A 17,630-nucleotide genomic window follows, 5' to 3' on the forward strand; every position below is an offset into this window, starting at 1 on the left:
CGCCGACAGGCTGAGCCAATCGGCGCCGTATCAGCCAAGCCGCGTATACCCCACCGCGCGCGCCTCGCTCTCAAGCTGCGCGATGCGCTCGTAGTCCTCGAGCGGCAACGCGGAAAACCCCTGCAAACGCAGGCGTTTTGCGCGTTCGGGATGCAATGCCAGCGCTTCGTTCAGTGCGTCGCGCAGTGCTTCAACAGTCGCGGCCGGCACGGTGTCGGACGCAATCAACGGCAGACCCGGCGACGCCGCTGTCATGCCGATGCGTCGAACCTGCCGCGCCAGTTCCGGCATTTCATCGCAGACGAAAGCGAAGGTCACGCAATCTATCGCGGCGACGTCCGCGTGATTGTCCGCGACGGCCCGCAACGAACCGACATGCGAGCCGGTGCGCAGCGCTGCGCGGAAAAACGCGCCTTCCTGCGAGTGCGGCGCCACTGCATGACGCAGCGCGTTCATGCCGCTATTCGAATCGTCCTGATTGTAGGCAACGCGCGCGCCGCGGCACGAGGCCAGCGTATCGAATGGCGCGTCGGCGCGCGTGACGATCACGCTCGAGTAATGCGCGCCTTCGCAACCGGGCGCGTCGAAACGCGGCGTCGCGACGAGTTGCACCTGCTCGCGCAGACCGTGCATCAACGGATAACCGCAGGTTTGTGAAATCAGCAGATTGGGCCGCCGCCAGAAGCCGTGCAATTCTTCATCGGGATCGACGATACGGCACGCCGGCTTGACCATGCGCAGCACGTCCGCAAGCCACCCGCGCCACTCGTTTTCCAGCGAGGGCGTGACGTTGTACATCGGCAGGGCGGCGATCCAGGTCATGGCGCAGTGCTTGCATGGCGAGTGGGTGGACTAATGCATGATCATACGGAATTCGTCGACGCCTAGTGGCACTGGCTCTGTCGGCCGGAACGTCCACTTCCGTGCGGCCACTGTGAGGATCTCGCTTTGCGCGCCCTCGAACGCGAGCAGCAAGTCTTTCTTGCGCGCGCTTGCCGCGCCGCAATAGGCGATGAGCGCGTCCGCGCTGACTTCGAAAACCTGCGCCCGGTCGTCCCAGCAGACCCTGAACGCGACCGTTGCGCGCTCCGTGACACAGGGCCGGAATCCTTCATCCACATAGACCGACATGGCGACCTCCTTTTCGCGCGCGCGCCTGAGTCGTCAGCATGACAAGCTCCGCACCGCCAGTATGTGGGAGAGCCAGCATTCGCGAGAAAAAGCCAGTGCATGCCAACGGGCGCGGCGCGCGGGCCAGGGTTGTGCAATAGGGTGTCACTGAAACGGGATTCTCTTGATTCGATCGTCCCGCTTTGATAATTAGAAATGGAAAGGCGAATTAATAAAATGAAATATAAAGCCGCGATAAAGAGAGCGTGAAAAGATCAGGAAAGGAAACTCAATCGACCGCCGCTTGACTTCACACTATCGCGCTGGCTAAATGCATCCCGTTCGGTTCTTTCTCCACGTCTCCACGCAGGGAAAGTCGTTGCGCCGGGCTCGGGGCTATGTGTTCGCACATAGCCCTTAATTATTTGTAATCAATTGGCGATACTAATCGTGTTGGAATTTCCAAACGCTTTTATTGATTTTTAAATTAATCAAGGTATGCTGCGCGTCCGCAATGTCTTTCTGAAACGTGAATAAAGGAACAAGGATGAAAAAGACAGCATTGACTTCCGCCTCTCTCGCACTGCTGGTCGCGGCGGGGTCCGCCCATGCACAGAACAGCGTGACGTTGTACGGCGTGATCGACGCCGGCATCGGCTATGTGCATAACGCCAGCTCGGGCAGCAATCTCGCGGGCATGCTCAACGGCAATCTGAGCGGCGACCGCTGGGGGCTGAAGGGCCAGGAAGATCTGGGCGGCGGCCTGAAGGCGATCTTCACGTTGGAAAATGGCTTCGACGTCGGCACCGGCAAACTCGGTCAGGGCTCGCGCGAGTTCGGCCGCCAGTCGTTCGTCGGGCTGACGGGCGCGACATGGGGCACGGTGACGGCCGGCCGCCAGTACGATCCGATCACGGACATGGTGCAGGGCGTCACCGCCGACAACTTCTTCGGCTCCGCCTTCGCAACGCCGGGCGACGTCGACAACAACGACAACAGCGCGCGCGTATCGAACGCGGTCAAATACGTGTCGCCGAACTACGCCGGCCTGCAGTTCGAAGCACTGTATGCATTCAGCGGCGTCGCGGGTCAGGCGGGCCAGGGCTACACCTACAGCGGCGCGGTGTCGTACTCGAACGGTCCATTCTCGCTCGCGGGCGGCTACCTGCGCGCGACCAACGCATCGTCTACGGCCGCGCGTTCGAGCTGGGCGAGCAGCACGACCGATTCGATCTTCGACAGCCATATCAACGACGGCTACGTGACGGCGAAATCGGTCAGCATCGCGCAGATCGGCGGCCAATACGCGCTCGGCCCCGTCACGCTCGGCGCTTCGTATAGCAACACGCAGTTGAAGAGCGACGGCGCGTCCACCTTCACCGGCACTGAGAAGTACAACAGCGGTAAAGCCTTCGTTGCGTATCAGGCGACGCCGGCACTGGTCGCGGGTCTGGGCTACGCGTACACCGCTGCCTCCGGCGACACGTCGGCGCATTACCACCAGTTCAGCATCGGCGCGGACTACAACATCTCGAAGCGCACCGACTTCTACGCGGTCGCGGCCTACCAGCACGCGAGCGGCACGCAGCGTCTCGCCGATGGCACCACGCAGGACGCGCAGGCTTCGATCGGTTCGTATGGCTACAACGGCACCGATTCGCAGGCGGTGGCGATCGTCGGTATCCGTCATAAGTTCTGATGTTCTGCTGCGGTTGATTCTGCTGTAGCGGCTTGTTGACGAGCTTGTTGGCGAGCTTGCTTGCAGCAGAGAAACCGACGACCCGGACGCGTAAGTGTCCGGGTCGTTTTCATAGTGGACTGCGAGAACTACGACCCTGCATCGGCGTTCAAGCGCTCATCGCGCAGCGCAAGCAGATCGGGCAACTGCGCGAACGAATCGATTAACGCATCGCACTGCAATGCCGTCGCGCCATCGGGGCCGCCATAGCCGTAGCGCACGATAAACACCGGCACGCCCGCCGCGCGCGCCGCGCTGACATCGACGGGCGAATCGCCCACCAGAACGCTGCATTTGACATCTGCATCCAGCAACCGGCATGCGTGCCACAGCGGTTGCGGTGCGGGCTTCATGCTGTCGATCGAATCGCCTGCGACCAGTACTTCGATATCTTGCGCGAGTCCTGTCATGCGCAGCAGCGGCGCGGCCAACGCCTCGGGTTTGTTGGTCACGCACGCGAGCCGATAGCCGAGCCGCGCGAGTTCGCGAAGACCGGCGGCGACGTGCGGATAAACATGACCGAAGCGCCCATTCGTCTGCCGATAGTGCCGATCAAACACCGCGAGCGCGGCGTCGAGGTCGACTCGTCCATCGAGCGCCGCCGTTTCGAGCGTGCGCTTAACCAGGTTCGGCACACCTTTGCCGATAAAACTGCTGACCGTGTCGAAGGGCAACGGCGGCTGATCGAAATCGGCGAGCATGCAGCTCACCGCTTCGACGATATCCGGCGCTGTGTGGACCATCGTGCCGTCGAGGTCGATCAGCACGGCGCGCGTTCGTGATCGCGGCAACGCTTGCGTTAGCGTTGCCGCCGGCGCTTCAGGCGAAAAAACCGGCGGCGTCGTCATACGGCCGCAGCCTCGCTCAACGCATTGCGATGCCAGCCGCGCAATGTGTCGAGATCCACCCATGCGGGCCGCTCATTCTCGTTCGCAGCCTCCGAAGCGAGCGGCGCATGCGGATCGCCAAGATGAGGCAGCACGGCGAGCGCGCCGTCGAAGGAATGATGCGCCGTGTACGCTGTCGGCGTCACGATAGTCGGAACAAACGCTGCACGCGCCGCGCGCAAGCCGTTCGCGGAATCTTCGAACGCGATGCAGTCCTGGCCTTTGAGGCCGAGTTGACGAAGCACGTCGAGATACACATCGGGCGCGGGCTTCTTTGACTGCGTCGTGCTTGCATCGCAGATCGCGGCAAAGCGGCTGCGCCATTCGGGGCCGAACGGTCCGTGCAACAGCGCGTCGAGATTCGCGGGCGTGGTGGTGGTCGCGATGGCGACGGGGATAGAGGCCGCGCCCGCTTCATCGATCAGGCGCGCGATGCCCGGCCGCAACGGCAAGCCGCCATCGCGAACATGCGCCGCATAGTGACGCGTCTTGATTGCATGCACCGCGTCGATCACGCGGCTCACGCCGGGGCCTTCCGCCTCCTCGGGATCGACGATGCGCCAGTAGTGCAGCAGACGCTCCTTGCCGCCCGCCACTTCCAGAAGGCGCACATAGAGCGCTTCGTCCCAGTGCCAGTCGAGACCGGCTTGCGCGAACGCCGCGTTGAACGCGTGCAGATGCGCGCTTTCGGTATCGGCAAGCGTGCCGTCGACATCGAAGATCAGGGCTTGCATGGGCCGGTCCTCTCACAGTGATGGAGAGCCGGCGCGATGCGTGTGATTGCACGACTACATCAGGCCGGTATGCAAGCCACGATAGCGGAGCGCGCACGCGATTTGAATTCAGAGATTCTTTGACGGGCGATAACGCATCGTTTAACGGTCCATTACCCGTGCGGCAATTGCAGACCCGTCACGAAGTACGCGTGCAGTCCATGTGCGAAGCGCTTGAGCCGCGTGACGATCGACTTGTTTGCGCGCGTGAGCCCGTTATACCCGAGCACGGCCGGTATCGCGACGAAGAGCCCGAACGCGGTCATGATGAGTGACTCGCCGACCGGTCCGGCGACATGATCGATCGACGCCTGACCCGTTTCGCCGATCACGATCAGCGCATGATAAATGCCCCACACCGTGCCGAAGAGCCCGACGAACGGCGCGGTGCTGCCGATCGACGCCAGCACCGCGAGGCCGCTTTGCATATGCGCGACGGCGTCGTCGATGCTGCCTTGCAGGCGGCGCGCGATCCAGTCCGATACGTCGATGCGATCCTGCAAATGCGGCCTGGTGTCGCGATGATGCGCGGCCGCCTCCGATGCGGCCATCGCAAGAGCGAGCAGCGGATTGTCGCGCAGCGCCTCAGCCGATGCCTCACTACTGTGGCCCGCAAGGCCGCCCAGGTTTTTGAGCCCGTGTTCGAAGTTGTCGGCCTGCCAGAACTGCGCGTCGGTGCGGCCGGTTACTCGCTTGATGCGCAGCACATGCCACAGCTTGACGACGATAACCGTCCACGACAGGATCGACATGATGAACAATATGCCGAGAATCGCGCGCGTGATGAAATCGCCGCTTTGCCAGACATTCGCGAGACCATAGTGCTGCATGACCGTTTCCTTCGACTCGTCGAGCCGCCGCGTTCATTGTCCGCCGCGGCCCGGTGTTTTAGTACCGTTAGCGGCCTTGCCAGGTCAATTCGGGAAAATCTCCCGCCTTCGTCCGTTGTCAAACGATCCTCTAATGAACTACTTTGCTTGAATGCCGGCCTTGTGCGGCACAGTGCTTTTACAACGGAGCAGAACACATGCTGGAGACACGGTTTCGCAAAACAACACGGGGACGCCCCATCGTTTCAGCCTTGATCGCGGCGGGTATGGTCGCGGCGACGGCGTTCGGCGCCGCTTCGGCGCATGCCGCGGCGCCTCTCGCCTATGTGACGAGCGAGAAGGGCGGCGTGGGTGTGATCGACCTCGACAAGATGACGTTGACCCGAACCTTCCCCGTCGGCGCGGACGGCCCGCGCGGCCTGAGCCTCAATGCGGACGGCTCGCGCCTGCTGGTCGCCAACAAGAACACGGGCGATCTTGCCGTGATCGATACGGCTTCCGGGGAAGTCGTGCAGCGCGTGAAGATCGGTCAGAACCCGGAGTTTGTGCGCGTGCACAACGGCTATGCGTATGTGACGTATGAGCCGGGCGAAGACGGCGGCCCGCCTGCAGCGAGCGGACAGTCTGGGAAGCCAGCCGAGAAGCCAGGCGACAAGCCAGCCGAGAAGCCAGGCGAAGCGCAAGCCGGCAAACCCCACGCCGACGACGATGACGACGCCAACAAACCGCCCGCCGAGATCGCTATCGTCGATATGAAAAGCTGGCGCGTGGTGCGCTCGGTGACGAGCGGCCACGAAACCGAGGGCATCGAATTTTCACGCGACGGCAAGAACATGCTCGTCACCAACGAAGGCGACGATACGGTCTCCGTCTATCACGCGCGCACGGGCGCGCCCGTCAGGACCGTGAAGCTCGCGGCGGGCGGGCGTCCGCGTGGCATTCGCCTGTCGCCGGACGGCAAGGACTACGTGGTCACGCTGGAGTCGCTGAGCAAACTCGTCGTGATCGACGCGCGCACGTTCAAGGTGAAGAAGACCGTCGATACCAAACTGGGTCCTTACGGCGTCGCCTACGGTCCCGACGGCAAGCGGCTTTTTGTCGCTGCGGCGCGCGACAAGACGGTGCAGGTATTCGACGGCAAGAGCTACGAGCATCTTGCCGACGTGCCGGTCGGTCAGCGTTGCTGGCACTTCAGTTTTACGCCCGACGGCACAAAGCTGCTGGTCGCCTGCGGGCGCTCCGATGCCGTTTATGTGCTCGACGCGCGCAGTTATCAGCCGGTCACGCAGATTGGTCAACTGCCGCTCGCGTGGGGCATCGTCACCTATCCGCATAGCGACGGCTCCATCGAATCGCACTGAGCACGCGGAGGTCATGCGCGAGCCGACGCATGACCGCCCTCACTTCCACCTACTTCCACGCATAGCGCAGGCCGACCCAAAACCCGCGCGGCGCGCCCGGTCCGACGAACTGCTCGTTGCTCGGATTCGCGCCGTCGAACGTATGGTTCGGGCCGTTGAAGAAGTTTTCTCCGAGCGAACCGAAGCTCGCATAGCGCTTGTCGAGCAGATTCGAGACGCTCGCAAACACCTGCAACTGTTTGGTGACCTGATACGACGTGTCGAGATCGATCAGAAAATAGCCGGCGATCTTGCCATTGACGTCCTGATTGTTTTCGTCGCCCTGTGCATAGATGCCACCGCGCCACGTGAGGTTCGCGCCGACTCTCCACTTCGCGGTCGCCGCGTAGTCGAGTTGCAGCTTGACCGTGTTCGCCGGAATGCCGGGCAGATGATCGCCGGGCTTCACGTTGATGTTGCCGTTCGCATCCGCGCTGGAATTGCTCGCGCTGTTCTCGGTCCACGCGGTGCGATACGTGGCGTCGATGTAGTTGTAGCTTGCGGTCACCGCGAGCGGGCCTAGCTGGCTGCGTCCCGAGAGTTCGAACCCTTGCCGGCGCGTGCGGCCCACGTTCTGAAAGAAGCCGCGATTGCTCGCCGCGCCATTGCTGGCGATGAATTCGATGTCGTTATCGAGCGTGGTTCGATAGACGGCGGCGCTCCAGCTTGTCGCCTGGCCGATTCGTCCGCGTGCGCCGATTTCGAAGGTCTTCGAGATCACCGGTTGCAGCGGCGGGTCGGACACGAAGTCGTTCGGCAGCGAGCAGGGCGCGGCCGGATCCGCACACGCGAGTTCGATCGCAGTCGGCGAGCGCATGCCTTCGTTGTAGGTTGCGTAGGCCGTGAACGCCGAGGTCGGATTCCAGTTGATGCCGACCGCCGGATTGAAGCGCGAGAACGTATGGTGTCCGTCCAGTTGCGGCTGAGCGCCGCTCGAATCGCCGATGGTCGCTTCGGCCCAGTTGTAGCGTCCCGCGAGCGTCAGCGTCCATTGCTTCGTCAGCGATAAAGTGTCTTGCAGATAGATGCCGTAGTTGCCGTTATGGGTTTTCGCCGCGGTTTCCTGCGTGAAATCGCCGATGCCGACCGTCGCGCGCGAAGCCGTGAAAACCGCATCCTGCGACGATTGCGTGTAGCGCGAATTCGCGATGTCCGCGGATACGCCCGCAACGAACTGGTTCTGCATGCCGCCGAGTTTGCCGAGCAGCGTGAGTTGCAGGCTCGCGCCGAAACTATCGGTAGAGACGACGGATTTCTCGTTGGTCGCCTGCGTGGTGTCGACGTCGCCGTCGTCGTCGATCGAACCGAAGTTCGGATTCGTGTTGCTGCTCACATTGCTATTGCGGAAGTGCCGGTAGTACGCATTGCCGCTCAGCTCGACGTTATCGCTGAAGTAGTGTTCGCCGGACAGCGTCACGTAGCCCGCGCTGTTCAGGTTCTGATCGGGATACGTATAAGGCTGCTTCGGATTGCCAAGGAATGAGCGCGGAATGGTTTGCGTGCCGTGCAGATCGTTGTCCGCGCCGCCTGCGGATAACGACAGCGTGGTGTCGGCATCGGTATAACGCAGCTTGCCGAAAATCTGCCGCACGCGGCTCGCATTCTGCTCGGCCCAGCCGTTGTCGTTCGTGACGTTGCCGGTCACGTAGTAATCGAGGTTCTGGCCGATCGTGCCGCCCTGTTCGATCTGCGCGGTCTTGCGGCCCCACGAGCCGAGCGCCACTTCGGCCTCGCCGCCGGGGCTCGTCTTGCCGTTCTTCGTCGTGATGGCGAGCGCGCCGCCAAGCGTATTCAGCCCATACGTCGGATTCGAACCGGGAATCAATTGAATGGTGTCGATGGCCTGTTGCGGCAGCACGTCCCAGTTGACCACGTCGCCGAACGGCTCGTTCACGCGCACGCCGTCGACGAACACCGAAATGCCCTGCGGTGTGCCAAGCAGCGGCGACGCCGTGAAGCCTCGATAGTTGACGTTCATCTGATAGGGGTTGCCTTGCGCATCGGCGATGTCGACGCTCGGCAGATTCTTCGCGAGGTAATCCGTGAGATTGAAGCGATGCTGCGCTTCGATGTCTCGCGCGCGAACGGTCTGCACGTTGGCGGGCACCTGCGCGAGCGGCGTGCCGATGCCGAGCAGCGGCGTCGTGCCGACCACCACCACGGGCGTGAGCGTGGTCGAGGGCGTATCGTCTGGCGCATCGGCTGCGGCAGCCGCCGAAGCCGGAGCCGCAGCCGCAGCCGAAGCCGGAGCCGCTGCTGAAGCCGCCGGCTCCGCTTGCGCCCACGCACCTATCGACATGCTCGCAAGCGCGCTGCCGAATCCAAGCGTGATGCCGGCTCGCCGCCTGAAGCCGAGGCCGGGTTTTCCGCGGCGCACGCGTGATGAGATATTCATTATTCTGTCTCCTGCCGAATCGACGCTTTCTTCGGACGCAGCCGCGTGGCGGCATACGTAGCGCTTTCTTTCAAGGTGTGCAAAGCTTCGCATGCGCGCTCGCGTGAAGGCTCGGGAGCTTTTCCCGAAATCGCGAGGAAGCGTTCCCAAACTGGTTGCGACGAACTTCGTGTCCGATTGGCCTGACTAGAATGCAAACGTGATGTCGAGCGAATCCACCCAACCTCATCAAACGCGCCGCAATATGCCGCGCAATTCGCAGCATTCAGCGGTGCCGCGCGATCTTGCCTGCGTGCTCGCGCTGACCTTGCTCGCGGCCGCGCTCGGCTCGCTGTTCGATGTCAGCGAGCGCGCTTATCGGTGGACGCGCGGCGTCGAGCGCTTTCAACTCGACGAGTTGCCGCTCACGCTGTGCGTGCTGTCGCTGGGGCTTGCGTGGTTCGCGTGGCGCCGCTATCGCGAGACGCGCAGCGAACTCGCGCATCGGCGCGTGCTGGAAGAAGAGGCCGAACGTCTGCTCGCCGACAACCGGCGTCTTGCGAACCAGGCGTTGCAGGCAGAGGAACTCGAGCGCCGCCACCTCGCGCGCGAACTGCACGACGAACTCGGCCAGTACCTGAACGCCATTTCACTCGACGCAGCACGTATTCGCGATCTCTCCGCCGCGCGCGAGCCGGAGATTCATCGCATATCGGTGGAATTGATGCGGAGCGCGAGTCATGTGTATCGGCAGATCGGCGGAATGATTCGGCGCTTGCGGCCTATCGGTCTCGACGAATTCGGCTTGCCGAGCGCGCTCGAGCATTGCATCGACGGATGGCGCGAGCGCTTGCCCGACGCGTCGTTTTCGCTAACGATAGAAGGCGATTACACAGGACTCAGCGACGCGCTCACCATCACGCTTTACCGCCTGGTGCAGGAAGGGCTGACGAATGTGTCGAAGTTCGCGCGGCACTCGCGCGTGGAAGTGTTCATGGTGCGCGCGCCGCGCGAGGCGCATGCGCCGCAGAAAAGTGCGCAAAAACGCCGGCCAATCGACGAAATCGTCGTGACGATGGCCGACGACGGTCCCGGCGTCGACCTCGATGCGCCGCGCGCGGGCCTGGGGCTCATCGGCATGCGCGAGCGGGTCGAAGCGCTAGGCGGCGAGTTTCATGTCGCGAGCAAGCCCGAAGGCGGCTTCCTGTTTTGCGCACGCGTGCCCGTTCAAGCGGGACTGGCGGAGCCGGTGAACTGAAGGCCGAGGCGGCTTGCCATTTGTGCGAGTTGCACACCGTTGTCCGCGCCGAACTTCTGCCGGATCACCGACTGATGATTGGCCACGGTCTTCTGGCTGAGCCCCAACTTTTCGGCGATGCTCGGCAGCGTGTAGCCTTGCACGAGCAAACGCAAAACCTCGAATTCGCGCGCGGACAACTGCCGTCCGGGCGGGCCTTCGCTGAATGCATTGCGCAGCGCGAGTGCCTGCGAAATGTCGGGGCTTAGATAACTGGCGCGCCGCGCGATGGTGCGCACCGCTTCGACCAGCACGTCGGGCGCGCTGGCTTTCGTCACATAACCGAGCGCGCCGGCGTCGAGTGCGCGGCGCACGAAAATCGCCTCTTCGTGGACGCTGAAAATCAGCACGCGCGCATCGGCCTCGCGCGCGAGCATGCGCCGCATTGCTTCGATTCCGCTTGCGCCCGGCAACGAGACATCCATCACGACGACATCGGGCCGCAGCGCGCAGAAGCGCTGATAGGCCTGAGCGGCGTCGGCTGCTTCACCGCACACGTGCACGTCGGCATTCACTTCGAGTAGCCGCCGGTAGCCTTCGCGCACCACGGCGTGATCGTCGACGAGCAACACTGAAATGTCCGCCGCTGTCATGGTCAACCCCCGGTGTGGCCGTTGTCGTTTGGCTCGTCGTGCGCCGTTTTTTGCACCTTGTTTTGCGGTGCATGCGCGCCCGTCAGCTTGCGCGAGTTTGCATCGTTGCGGAACATGATGGGCTGCTCTCGTGGTTCATGCGCCGCCGCCGCGAGACGCGTCACGTCGACCACTTTTTCATGCAACGGCGACTTGTCGCAGACAGGGTCCGCATTGGCCGCATCGCCGGTGAGCAGATACGCCTGGCAACGGCAGCCGCCGAGATCGTTTTCCTTCTCGTCGCAACTGCGGCACGGCTCTTTCATCCATTGCAGACCGCGGAAACGATTGAATGCGTCGCTCTCGTACCAGATCTCGCGCAGCGGCATGTCTTTCACATTCGGCAGCACGAGGCCGGGCAGCGCGCGCGCCGCGTGACAGGGCAGCGCAGCGCCATCCGGCGCGACGCCGAGAAACACCGCGCCCCAGCCGTTCATGCAGCGCTTCGGGCGTCGCTCGAAATAGTCGGGCACGACGAAGAAAATCTTGCAGCGATCGCCATGGGTGCGCCGATAACGTTCGACCACCGCTTCTGCTTCCTCGAGCTGCTCGCGGGTCGGCATGAGCTGCGCCTGATTGTGATGCGCCCAGCCGTAGTACTGCGTGTTCGCGAGTTCGAGGTATTCGGCGCCCATCGCGAGCGCCATGTCGATGATCTTGTCGACGTGGGGCAGGTTATAGCGATGCAGCACGCAGTTCAGCACCATCGGAAAGCCATGCTGTTTGATCGATGCCGCGACGCGCTGCTTCAGATCGAACGTGCGTGTGCTGCTCAAGAAGTCGTTGAGTTCCTGAGTCGAGTCCTGAAACGACAACTGGATGTGATCGAGCCCGGCCGCTTTCAGGTCGCCGAGGCGCTTGTCCGTGAGACCGACGCCCGAGGTGATCAGATTCGTATAGAAGCCGAGCTTGCGCGCTTCGCCGACCAGCACTTCGAGGTCGTCGCGCATCAGCGGTTCGCCGCCCGAAAAGCCCAATTGCGCGGCGCCGAGCGCGCGCGCCTCGCGCAGCACGCCGAGCCATTGTTCGGTGCTGAGTTCGCGATTGTGATCGGTGTAGTCGACCGGGTTGTAGCAGAACGCGCAATGCAGCGGGCAGCGATACGTCAGTTCCGCGAGCAGCCACAGCGGCGGCGCGACGCTCGCGGGCGTCGCTTCGGGCTGTGCTTCAGTGTGAATGTCGGCAGCAGGTTGCGAGAGATCGATCATTGCGCTACTCCAGCCATCCGCGCGAATGCGCTTCGGTCACGAATGCGCGTACTTCGGGGCCAAGTCCTGTTGCGTTGAACGCCTGCTCCAGATCGGCGATAAGCGTTTCGATATCGCGCGTGCCGTCGCAACGCTTGAGGATTTCCGCCGCGCTCTGATTGAGCTTCACCATCCCTTCCGGATACAGCAGCACGTGCGCGTTCTGCGCCGGTTCCCATTGCAGCCGGAACAGCTTGTTGAGCGCGGGACGATCGGCGTTGGACATGTCGTTCATTGCGGAAAGGCCTTTTCGATCGAGTCCAGCATGGTCCACAGAATGTCGAGCTTGAATTGCAGAATCTCGAGCGCGCGTTCCTGTTGTTCGCGCCGCGTGAAGTAATTCAGCGTGACTTCGAGGCCGTGCTCCACGTCGCGCTGTGCGAGCGTGATGCGCGAGCGAAAGTAGGCGAGGCCGGACGCTTCGATCCACGGATAGTGTTCGGGCCAGCTCGCGAGCCGGTCGCGATGAACCTGCGGCGCGAACATTTCGGTGAGCGACGAGCACACCGATTCCTGCCACGGCGCGCGGCGCGCGAAGTTCACGTACGCGTCGACGGCGAAGCGCACGCCAGGCGTCACATGTTCGAGCGACCACAGTTCGTCGCGCGAGAGACCCACTGCATCGCCCAGACGCGCCCATGTTTCGATGCCGCCTTCCTCGCCGCCGTAGCCGTCGTGATCGAGAATGCGCAGCACCCAGCGGCGGCGCGTTTCGCGATCCGGGCAATTGGACATCACGGCCGCGTCCTTCAGCGGAATGTTGATCTGATAGTAGAAGCGGTTCGCGACCCAGCCGCGAATCTGTTCGGGCGAGCAGCCGCCGCTATTCATCTTCACATTGAACGGATGATGAATGTGGTACGCCGTGCCTTTCGCGCGCAACTGCGCTTCGAATTCCTCACGGGTCCAGGCTTCGTCGCGGGCGCGCTCGCTGCCTGGCGTGGTGCCCAACGTGTCTTTCGCGTTCATGCAATCTCCCGTTCCTGCGCGACGCGTGCTGCGTGGCCGCGCTTCATAGTTCGAAGGTCATGCCGTCGTAGGCAACTTCGATGCCGTGCTCCGTGAGAAGGCGGCGTTCCGGGCCATCCTCGACGAGAATCGGGTTGGTGTTGTTGATGTGGATCAGCACCTTGCGCGCGTTGTTTGCGTCGAGCGAATCCAGTACTTCGATCATGCCACCAGGTCCCGATTGCTGCAGATGACCCATATCCGCAGCGGTTTTCTTCGAGAGGCCGAGGCGGATCATTTCATCGGCGGTCCACAGCGTGCCGTCGACGAGCAGCAGATCCGCCGCGCGCATCGCCTGGAGTACGTGCGGTTCGATCTCGCCGAGACCGGGCGCGTAAAACACGCGCTTGCCGGTCTGCCGGTTCGTGAATACGAGCCCGATGTTGTCGCCGCGCTCGGGCGAGTTGCGATGCGGCGAGTAGGGCGGCGCCTTGCTGGTGAGCGGTAGCGCGTCGATCTGCACGCCGGGCAATGCGTCGACGCTGAGCGGCGCGCCGTCGAGCGCGATTCGCCGATGCTCGACGCCGCAGTAGTGCGAGAGGATCGGCGCGATCGGAAAGCCGCTTGTCAGGTCCTGCCAGACGGCGTCGGTTGCATGGAGCGGCAGCGGCGTGTCGCGCTCGCGCAGCATCAGGAGGCCGGTGACGTGATCGATCTGCGCGTCGATGACGAGCACCGCCGCGATGCCGCTGTCGCGCGCGCGGCGGGCCGGTTGAAGCTCCGAGTTCGCGGCGATCTGCGCGAGCAGATCGGGCGACGCGTTCACGAGCAGCCAGTCCTCGCCGTTCGCGCTCACCGCAATCGACGATTGCGTGCGGCGCGTGGCCTTCAGCGTGCCGCGCCGCACGCCGTCGCAATTGCGGCAGTTGCAGTTCCACTGCGGAAAGCCGCCGCCCGCCGATGAGCCGAGTACCTTGATTTTCATGCCGCGCGGCGCAGCGTGCGCCCCTCGTCGGTGAGTGGAAGAAACAGTGTTGTCAGTGCATCGGCCACGCGTGCATGCAAAGCGGGATCGCTTGCAAGATGGCCGGCGCGCACGCATTCAATGTGAGCATTGGGAACCGCTCGCGCGAGGCGTCGCAGGTTATCCGGCGGACACACGGGATCGCGCGAACCGTGCACCGCGGCGAGCGGCACGCCGGCGGCGGCGGCGCGGCGCGCGAACGCCAGCAACCGCGCTTCGCCGAGCCAGCAGTGATGCATCAGGTAATGCGCCTGAATGCGGTACTTGCCGATGAGCTTGCGGCTGTCCTTATGCGAGAGCCTGGCCGGTACGAGCCTGCGCCGCGTGTTCGCACTCGCGAGCACGGCGTTTTCATAGCCGCGCCATGCGAGCGCGAGCTTGCGCTGCTGGGCGTCGCTTGCGCGACCGCGTTGCAGTCGCGCATGGCATTGCGAAAGCAGCGCAGCGGGCCGCTTGCAATGCGCAGCGGCGCAGAGCTTTTGCCATGCGCGCGGCGCGCGTTTGCGCGACGTGACGAACAGGCCGCGAACCTCGCGCATCGACGTGAGAAAAAGGCCGCGCAGCACCACGCCCGTCACCGATTGCGGATGCCGTCCCGCATAGGCGAGCGCGAGCGCCGCGCCCCACGATCCGCCAAGCACGCCCCAGCGTTCGATGCGAAGCCGCGCGCGTACGGCTTCGATGTCTTCGATCAAGCGGTCGGTGCGATTGCGGCGCACGCCGCCGCGCGGCGTCGAGGCTCCAGTGCCGCGCTGATCGATCAGCACGACCCTGAAGCGCGTCAGGTCGAAGAGCCGCGTTGCGTCAGGCTGACTGCCGCTGCCTGGGCCGCCGTGCAGGACGACGACCGGCACGCCGTCGTCGGCGCCGGCAACCGTGAACGACACGCGATGCGCGTCGCGCGTGCGCAGCGTGCCGGTTGTTCGCGCCCGCGTCATGGCAGCATCCTCGCGAGCAGATTGTCGCGGTCGATCCATTGATGCTTGATCGCGCCCGCCACATGCAGCACGATCAGCGCGATCAGCAGATACGCCGTCACCTCATGAATGCCGAAGAAGAGCTCGCGCAAGCCGGGATCGTCCCAACCCCACTTCGGCAGAGGAATGCCCCAGAAGCGCGTCCCATAGCGATTGAACGACGAGCCGAGATAGCCCGACACAGGCATGACGACCATTGCCACGTATAAAAGGCCCTGCGTAGTGCGCGCGGCGGCGCGTTGCCACGGTCGCATCGGCGGCAGGGGCGGCCGATGAAAGGCCGCCCGCGCCGCGATGCGTAGAAGCACCAGCAGGAAAACTGTGAGTCCGATGGATTTATGAAGGTTCAGCAGCGTCGCCTTGAGCGGCAGGCCCTTCGGCAGTCCGACCATATAGAGCCCGAGCGCAAGCAGGCCGATGATGCCGAACGCGATCAGCCAGTGCAGCGCGATCAACGAGCCCGCATAGCGCTGCGTGGACGTGTCGGCGCGGCGTTGTGCGGAAGAAGCATGCGCGGTCGTCATCTCTGCCTCCCTGGTTAGCTCATCACGAGTATTTCGCCGCGCCCGTCGACGGCGGCGTCGCCCGCATAACGGCGCGGCAGCGCGGCCGCGCGCCACTGCGAAAACGGCGCGATTTCGCCCGCGAGACTGCGTACGAGCAAGGACCAGAATACGTCGAAGCCGCGGCCGCCGTCGGCGAAAGTAGGCGGCAGACTGGTGGGACGCTGCGCAAGCAGCAGGGTTCCGCGCCGCATACCGTACGCATAGTGTGCGCCCAACCGGCCTGCAATGCCGATGGTCCCCGCCACGAGCCGCGACGCCGCGAAGTCGCCCGCATCGCCGCCGACCAGCACGAGCCCGCGGCGCATCCGGTCGGCGAGCCGCGCGCCCGCGTTGCCGTGAATCGTCAGCGTGCCGCCCGTCATTCCTTCGACGTCGCCGGCGAGCGCGCCCGCCGCGAAATCGCCGCAATCGCCCGCGACGGTCAGCCGTCCGCCGCGCATTTCGCAGGCGGTGAAGTGGCCGGCATCGCCGTCGATACGCAATACACCGCCCGCCATCTGGAAGCCGCTGTGATCGCCCGCCGAACCGCGCACGATCAGATGGCCTTGCGTCATCCGTGCGCCGAGACGGTCGAGCCACGGGACGGCGTCTTCGATCACGAGCGCGGCTTCGGCGGGCTGTGCGTTCTGCTCGTCCTTTGCGTCGGGCGCTGCGTCGCCGTCGCGCGACACATCGAATACATCGCCGACGACGCAACGATCGTTGCCCGCCGGCAGCACGAGGCGCTCGATGTCCGCGACCGCGAGCGCCGCGAGCGTTGCGGGCAGCAACGCCGAAGCATCGACGCGAAAACCTGGCGCTGTGCGCACGCGCAATGTCGTCACGACGCTCATGCGCTGCTCCCGCCGAGGCCGCCGGCCAGTTGATGCAGATGGAAGTGATACGGGCCGAGCTTGCCGCCGTAATTGCCTGCGGAAATGCGCAGCAGGCCGCCTGCGCGCCCGAGTCCCGCAGCCGCGACGATGCCCGCCGTCATCGCCGCGCCGACATCCGCTTCGGTGAGTCCGTCGATCACGATTTCGAGCACGCAGCCCACTTCCGCGCTCAACTCGCTGCGCGCGGAGAGGCCGGCGAGCGTGGGACAGAACGCGTCGTTGGTGGACGCGGTCGCGCCTTTGTACTTCGAGCCGACCTTCGATCCAGACCGCACGACGCCGCCAGGAAACGGCAGGATCACGCTCGGCAGGCGGCGCATCGCGTCGACGGCGGCCTCGGCGGCGGCGAGCGCAGCGTCGATGTCGCGCGCGAGCAGGATCAGATTGCCGCCGCCCACGGCCTTCACGGTGGGCGCGGTTTCTTCGCAGACGAACTCGCCGTCCATCACCGGCACGCGCCAGTAACGCGTGTCGCCGAGCATCTTCGAAATCTGCCAACCGTCGCCGAAAAAGCGCAGGTTCTTGCCGAGCGGCGCGAGGTCCGACAGCGGCGCGCGGCTCGTTTGCGGATCGATGCCGCGATACACGGCCGTGGTCGGACACGTGAGCACGCATTGACCGACGCGCCGCTCGATCTGCTTCGCCAGTTCCTTCGACGACACCGCGAACAGCAGCACGGCGACGCCTGGCCGACCATCCGGCGTGTCGTCGCCTTCGAGCGTGCGTTCGATGCCCGCCTCGCAGCCGCAGCCGATCACCGAGGTCGCGAAGCCCGTCAGCGAGTGCGCCGCGTTCATCGCCCACGCCGGCGTATGCGCGGTGATGACGAGCCGCGTCGCCTTCATCGGAAACGCTTCGGCGAAGGTGGCGTCGATCGTGGTGCCGTTGATCTGCAAGGTCGGCGTGTCGCTCATCGTGTGCGGGTCACGGTTCGGGGTGACGGTCGTCGGGT

Annotated in this window: 18 protein-coding genes; 3 read left to right on the top strand and 15 right to left on the bottom strand. The window is 64.1% G+C overall.

The window, feature by feature from the left end:
- Nucleotides 1–30 precede the first annotated feature (30 nt).
- Nucleotides 31–822 carry a phosphate/phosphite/phosphonate ABC transporter substrate-binding protein gene (locus tag CUJ91_RS21315; RefSeq protein WP_006046560.1) on the bottom strand — a complete coding sequence of 264 codons (792 nt, stop codon included), beginning with the start codon at nucleotides 820–822 and terminating at the stop codon, nucleotides 31–33.
- 30 nt (nucleotides 823–852) lie between these two features.
- Complete coding sequence (locus tag CUJ91_RS21320; RefSeq protein ID WP_006046561.1) at nucleotides 853–1,131, bottom strand: DUF1488 family protein; 279 nt, start codon at nucleotides 1,129–1,131, stop codon at nucleotides 853–855.
- A gap of 526 nt (nucleotides 1,132–1,657) precedes the next feature.
- Here CUJ91_RS21320 and CUJ91_RS21325 point away from each other — a divergent pair.
- The gene (locus CUJ91_RS21325; RefSeq protein WP_114157054.1) at nucleotides 1,658–2,809 is read left to right on the top strand and encodes a porin; all 1,152 of its coding nucleotides are present in this window, start codon (nucleotides 1,658–1,660) and stop codon (nucleotides 2,807–2,809) included.
- A 128-nt stretch (nucleotides 2,810–2,937) separates the two neighbouring features.
- Here CUJ91_RS21325 and gph read toward each other — a convergent pair whose 3' ends face one another.
- The 3 genes from gph to CUJ91_RS21340 all read right to left on the bottom strand — a co-directional run bounded on the left by gph (nucleotide 2,938) and on the right by CUJ91_RS21340 (nucleotide 5,338).
- Nucleotides 2,938–3,696: a phosphoglycolate phosphatase gene (gene gph / locus CUJ91_RS21330; RefSeq protein WP_114157055.1), complete on the bottom strand. Its 759-nt coding sequence runs from the start codon at nucleotides 3,694–3,696 to the stop codon at nucleotides 2,938–2,940.
- Nucleotides 3,693–4,469: an HAD family hydrolase gene (locus tag CUJ91_RS21335; protein WP_114157056.1), complete on the bottom strand. Its 777-nt coding sequence runs from the start codon at nucleotides 4,467–4,469 to the stop codon at nucleotides 3,693–3,695. The genes gph and CUJ91_RS21335 overlap by 4 nt, the downstream gene beginning before the upstream one ends.
- 152 nt (nucleotides 4,470–4,621) lie before the next feature.
- Nucleotides 4,622–5,338: a MotA/TolQ/ExbB proton channel family protein gene (locus CUJ91_RS21340; RefSeq protein ID WP_053859351.1), complete on the bottom strand. Its 717-nt coding sequence runs from the start codon at nucleotides 5,336–5,338 to the stop codon at nucleotides 4,622–4,624.
- A 197-nt stretch (nucleotides 5,339–5,535) separates the two neighbouring features.
- Here CUJ91_RS21340 and CUJ91_RS21345 point away from each other — a divergent pair, with 197 nt between their 5' ends.
- Nucleotides 5,536–6,699 (top strand): YVTN family beta-propeller repeat protein, encoded by a 1,164-nt coding sequence (locus tag CUJ91_RS21345; protein ID WP_114157057.1) that lies wholly within the window; start codon nucleotides 5,536–5,538, stop codon nucleotides 6,697–6,699.
- A gap of 49 nt (nucleotides 6,700–6,748) precedes the next feature.
- Here the strand turns inward: CUJ91_RS21345 and CUJ91_RS21350 are convergent, their stop codons facing one another.
- A complete protein-coding gene (locus tag CUJ91_RS21350; RefSeq protein ID WP_114157058.1) occupies nucleotides 6,749–9,133 on the bottom strand; it encodes a TonB-dependent receptor in 2,385 nt (794 codons plus the stop codon).
- Between the two features lie 202 nt (nucleotides 9,134–9,335).
- Here CUJ91_RS21350 and CUJ91_RS21355 point away from each other — a divergent pair, with 202 nt between their 5' ends.
- Nucleotides 9,336–10,370 (top strand): histidine kinase, encoded by a 1,035-nt coding sequence (locus tag CUJ91_RS21355; protein ID WP_208716183.1) that lies wholly within the window; start codon nucleotides 9,336–9,338, stop codon nucleotides 10,368–10,370.
- Here CUJ91_RS21355 and CUJ91_RS21360 read toward each other — a convergent pair.
- The 9 genes from CUJ91_RS21360 to fhcD are packed head-to-tail and all read right to left on the bottom strand — an operon-like array spanning nucleotide 10,340 to nucleotide 17,592.
- Complete coding sequence (locus tag CUJ91_RS21360) at nucleotides 10,340–11,002, bottom strand: response regulator (protein WP_006046571.1); 663 nt, start codon at nucleotides 11,000–11,002, stop codon at nucleotides 10,340–10,342. The two genes, CUJ91_RS21355 and CUJ91_RS21360, sit on opposite strands and share 31 nt — an antisense overlap.
- Nucleotides 11,003–11,004: 2 nt before the next feature.
- Nucleotides 11,005–12,249, bottom strand: coding sequence for a pyrroloquinoline quinone biosynthesis protein PqqE (pqqE, locus tag CUJ91_RS21365; protein WP_114157059.1), 1,245 nt, complete (start codon nucleotides 12,247–12,249; stop codon nucleotides 11,005–11,007).
- 4 nt (nucleotides 12,250–12,253) lie between these two features.
- Complete coding sequence (pqqD, locus tag CUJ91_RS21370) at nucleotides 12,254–12,523, bottom strand: pyrroloquinoline quinone biosynthesis peptide chaperone PqqD (RefSeq protein ID WP_006046573.1); 270 nt, start codon at nucleotides 12,521–12,523, stop codon at nucleotides 12,254–12,256.
- Nucleotides 12,520–13,257, bottom strand: a complete 738-nt coding sequence (gene pqqC / locus CUJ91_RS21375; RefSeq protein WP_006046574.1) for a pyrroloquinoline-quinone synthase PqqC — start codon at nucleotides 13,255–13,257, stop codon at nucleotides 12,520–12,522. Before pqqC ends, pqqD begins: the two co-directional genes overlap by 4 nt.
- A 43-nt stretch (nucleotides 13,258–13,300) precedes the next feature.
- Entirely contained in the window at nucleotides 13,301–14,221 is a 921-nt protein-coding gene (gene pqqB / locus CUJ91_RS21380; protein ID WP_114157060.1) for a pyrroloquinoline quinone biosynthesis protein PqqB, read from the bottom strand.
- A complete protein-coding gene (locus tag CUJ91_RS21385; protein ID WP_167450665.1) occupies nucleotides 14,218–15,198 on the bottom strand; it encodes an alpha/beta fold hydrolase in 981 nt (326 codons plus the stop codon). Before CUJ91_RS21385 ends, pqqB begins: the two co-directional genes overlap by 4 nt.
- Complete coding sequence (locus CUJ91_RS21390) at nucleotides 15,195–15,761, bottom strand: cytochrome b (RefSeq protein ID WP_114157062.1); 567 nt, start codon at nucleotides 15,759–15,761, stop codon at nucleotides 15,195–15,197. The genes CUJ91_RS21385 and CUJ91_RS21390 overlap by 4 nt, the downstream gene beginning before the upstream one ends.
- Before the next feature lie 14 nt (nucleotides 15,762–15,775).
- Complete coding sequence (locus tag CUJ91_RS21395; protein WP_114157063.1) at nucleotides 15,776–16,636, bottom strand: formylmethanofuran dehydrogenase subunit C; 861 nt, start codon at nucleotides 16,634–16,636, stop codon at nucleotides 15,776–15,778.
- Complete coding sequence (gene fhcD, locus CUJ91_RS21400; protein ID WP_107707606.1) at nucleotides 16,633–17,592, bottom strand: formylmethanofuran--tetrahydromethanopterin N-formyltransferase; 960 nt, start codon at nucleotides 17,590–17,592, stop codon at nucleotides 16,633–16,635. The genes CUJ91_RS21395 and fhcD overlap by 4 nt, the downstream gene beginning before the upstream one ends.
- Nucleotides 17,593–17,630: the final 38 nt, after the last annotated feature.

The organism is Paraburkholderia graminis (assembly GCF_003330785.1).
Classification (GTDB): Bacteria; Pseudomonadota; Gammaproteobacteria; order Burkholderiales; family Burkholderiaceae; genus Paraburkholderia; species Paraburkholderia graminis.

Coding starts and splice junctions, on each gene's coding strand:
- fhcD (WP_107707606.1), bottom strand. CDS start 17,592: ATGAGCGACACGCCGACCTTGCAGATCAACGGCACCACGATCGACGCC.
- CUJ91_RS21385 (WP_167450665.1), bottom strand. CDS start 15,198: ATGACGCGGGCGCGAACAACCGGCACGCTGCGCACGCGCGACGCGCAT.
- CUJ91_RS21335 (WP_114157056.1), bottom strand. CDS start 4,469: ATGCAAGCCCTGATCTTCGATGTCGACGGCACGCTTGCCGATACCGAA.
- pqqD (WP_006046573.1), bottom strand. CDS start 12,523: ATGAACGACATGTCCAACGCCGATCGTCCCGCGCTCAACAAGCTGTTC.
- CUJ91_RS21350 (WP_114157058.1), bottom strand. CDS start 9,133: ATGAATATCTCATCACGCGTGCGCCGCGGAAAACCCGGCCTCGGCTTC.
- CUJ91_RS21345 (WP_114157057.1), top strand. CDS start 5,536: ATGCTGGAGACACGGTTTCGCAAAACAACACGGGGACGCCCCATCGTT.
- CUJ91_RS21395 (WP_114157063.1), bottom strand. CDS start 16,636: ATGAGCGTCGTGACGACATTGCGCGTGCGCACAGCGCCAGGTTTTCGC.
- pqqE (WP_114157059.1), bottom strand. CDS start 12,249: ATGATCGATCTCTCGCAACCTGCTGCCGACATTCACACTGAAGCACAG.
- CUJ91_RS21390 (WP_114157062.1), bottom strand. CDS start 15,761: ATGACGACCGCGCATGCTTCTTCCGCACAACGCCGCGCCGACACGTCC.
- CUJ91_RS21360 (WP_006046571.1), bottom strand. CDS start 11,002: ATGACAGCGGCGGACATTTCAGTGTTGCTCGTCGACGATCACGCCGTG.
- CUJ91_RS21340 (WP_053859351.1), bottom strand. CDS start 5,338: ATGCAGCACTATGGTCTCGCGAATGTCTGGCAAAGCGGCGATTTCATC.
- pqqC (WP_006046574.1), bottom strand. CDS start 13,257: ATGAACGCGAAAGACACGTTGGGCACCACGCCAGGCAGCGAGCGCGCC.
- gph (WP_114157055.1), bottom strand. CDS start 3,696: ATGACGACGCCGCCGGTTTTTTCGCCTGAAGCGCCGGCGGCAACGCTA.
- CUJ91_RS21315 (WP_006046560.1), bottom strand. CDS start 822: ATGACCTGGATCGCCGCCCTGCCGATGTACAACGTCACGCCCTCGCTG.
- pqqB (WP_114157060.1), bottom strand. CDS start 14,221: ATGAAAATCAAGGTACTCGGCTCATCGGCGGGCGGCGGCTTTCCGCAG.
- CUJ91_RS21325 (WP_114157054.1), top strand. CDS start 1,658: ATGAAAAAGACAGCATTGACTTCCGCCTCTCTCGCACTGCTGGTCGCG.
- CUJ91_RS21355 (WP_208716183.1), top strand. CDS start 9,336: ATGTCGAGCGAATCCACCCAACCTCATCAAACGCGCCGCAATATGCCG.
- CUJ91_RS21320 (WP_006046561.1), bottom strand. CDS start 1,131: ATGTCGGTCTATGTGGATGAAGGATTCCGGCCCTGTGTCACGGAGCGC.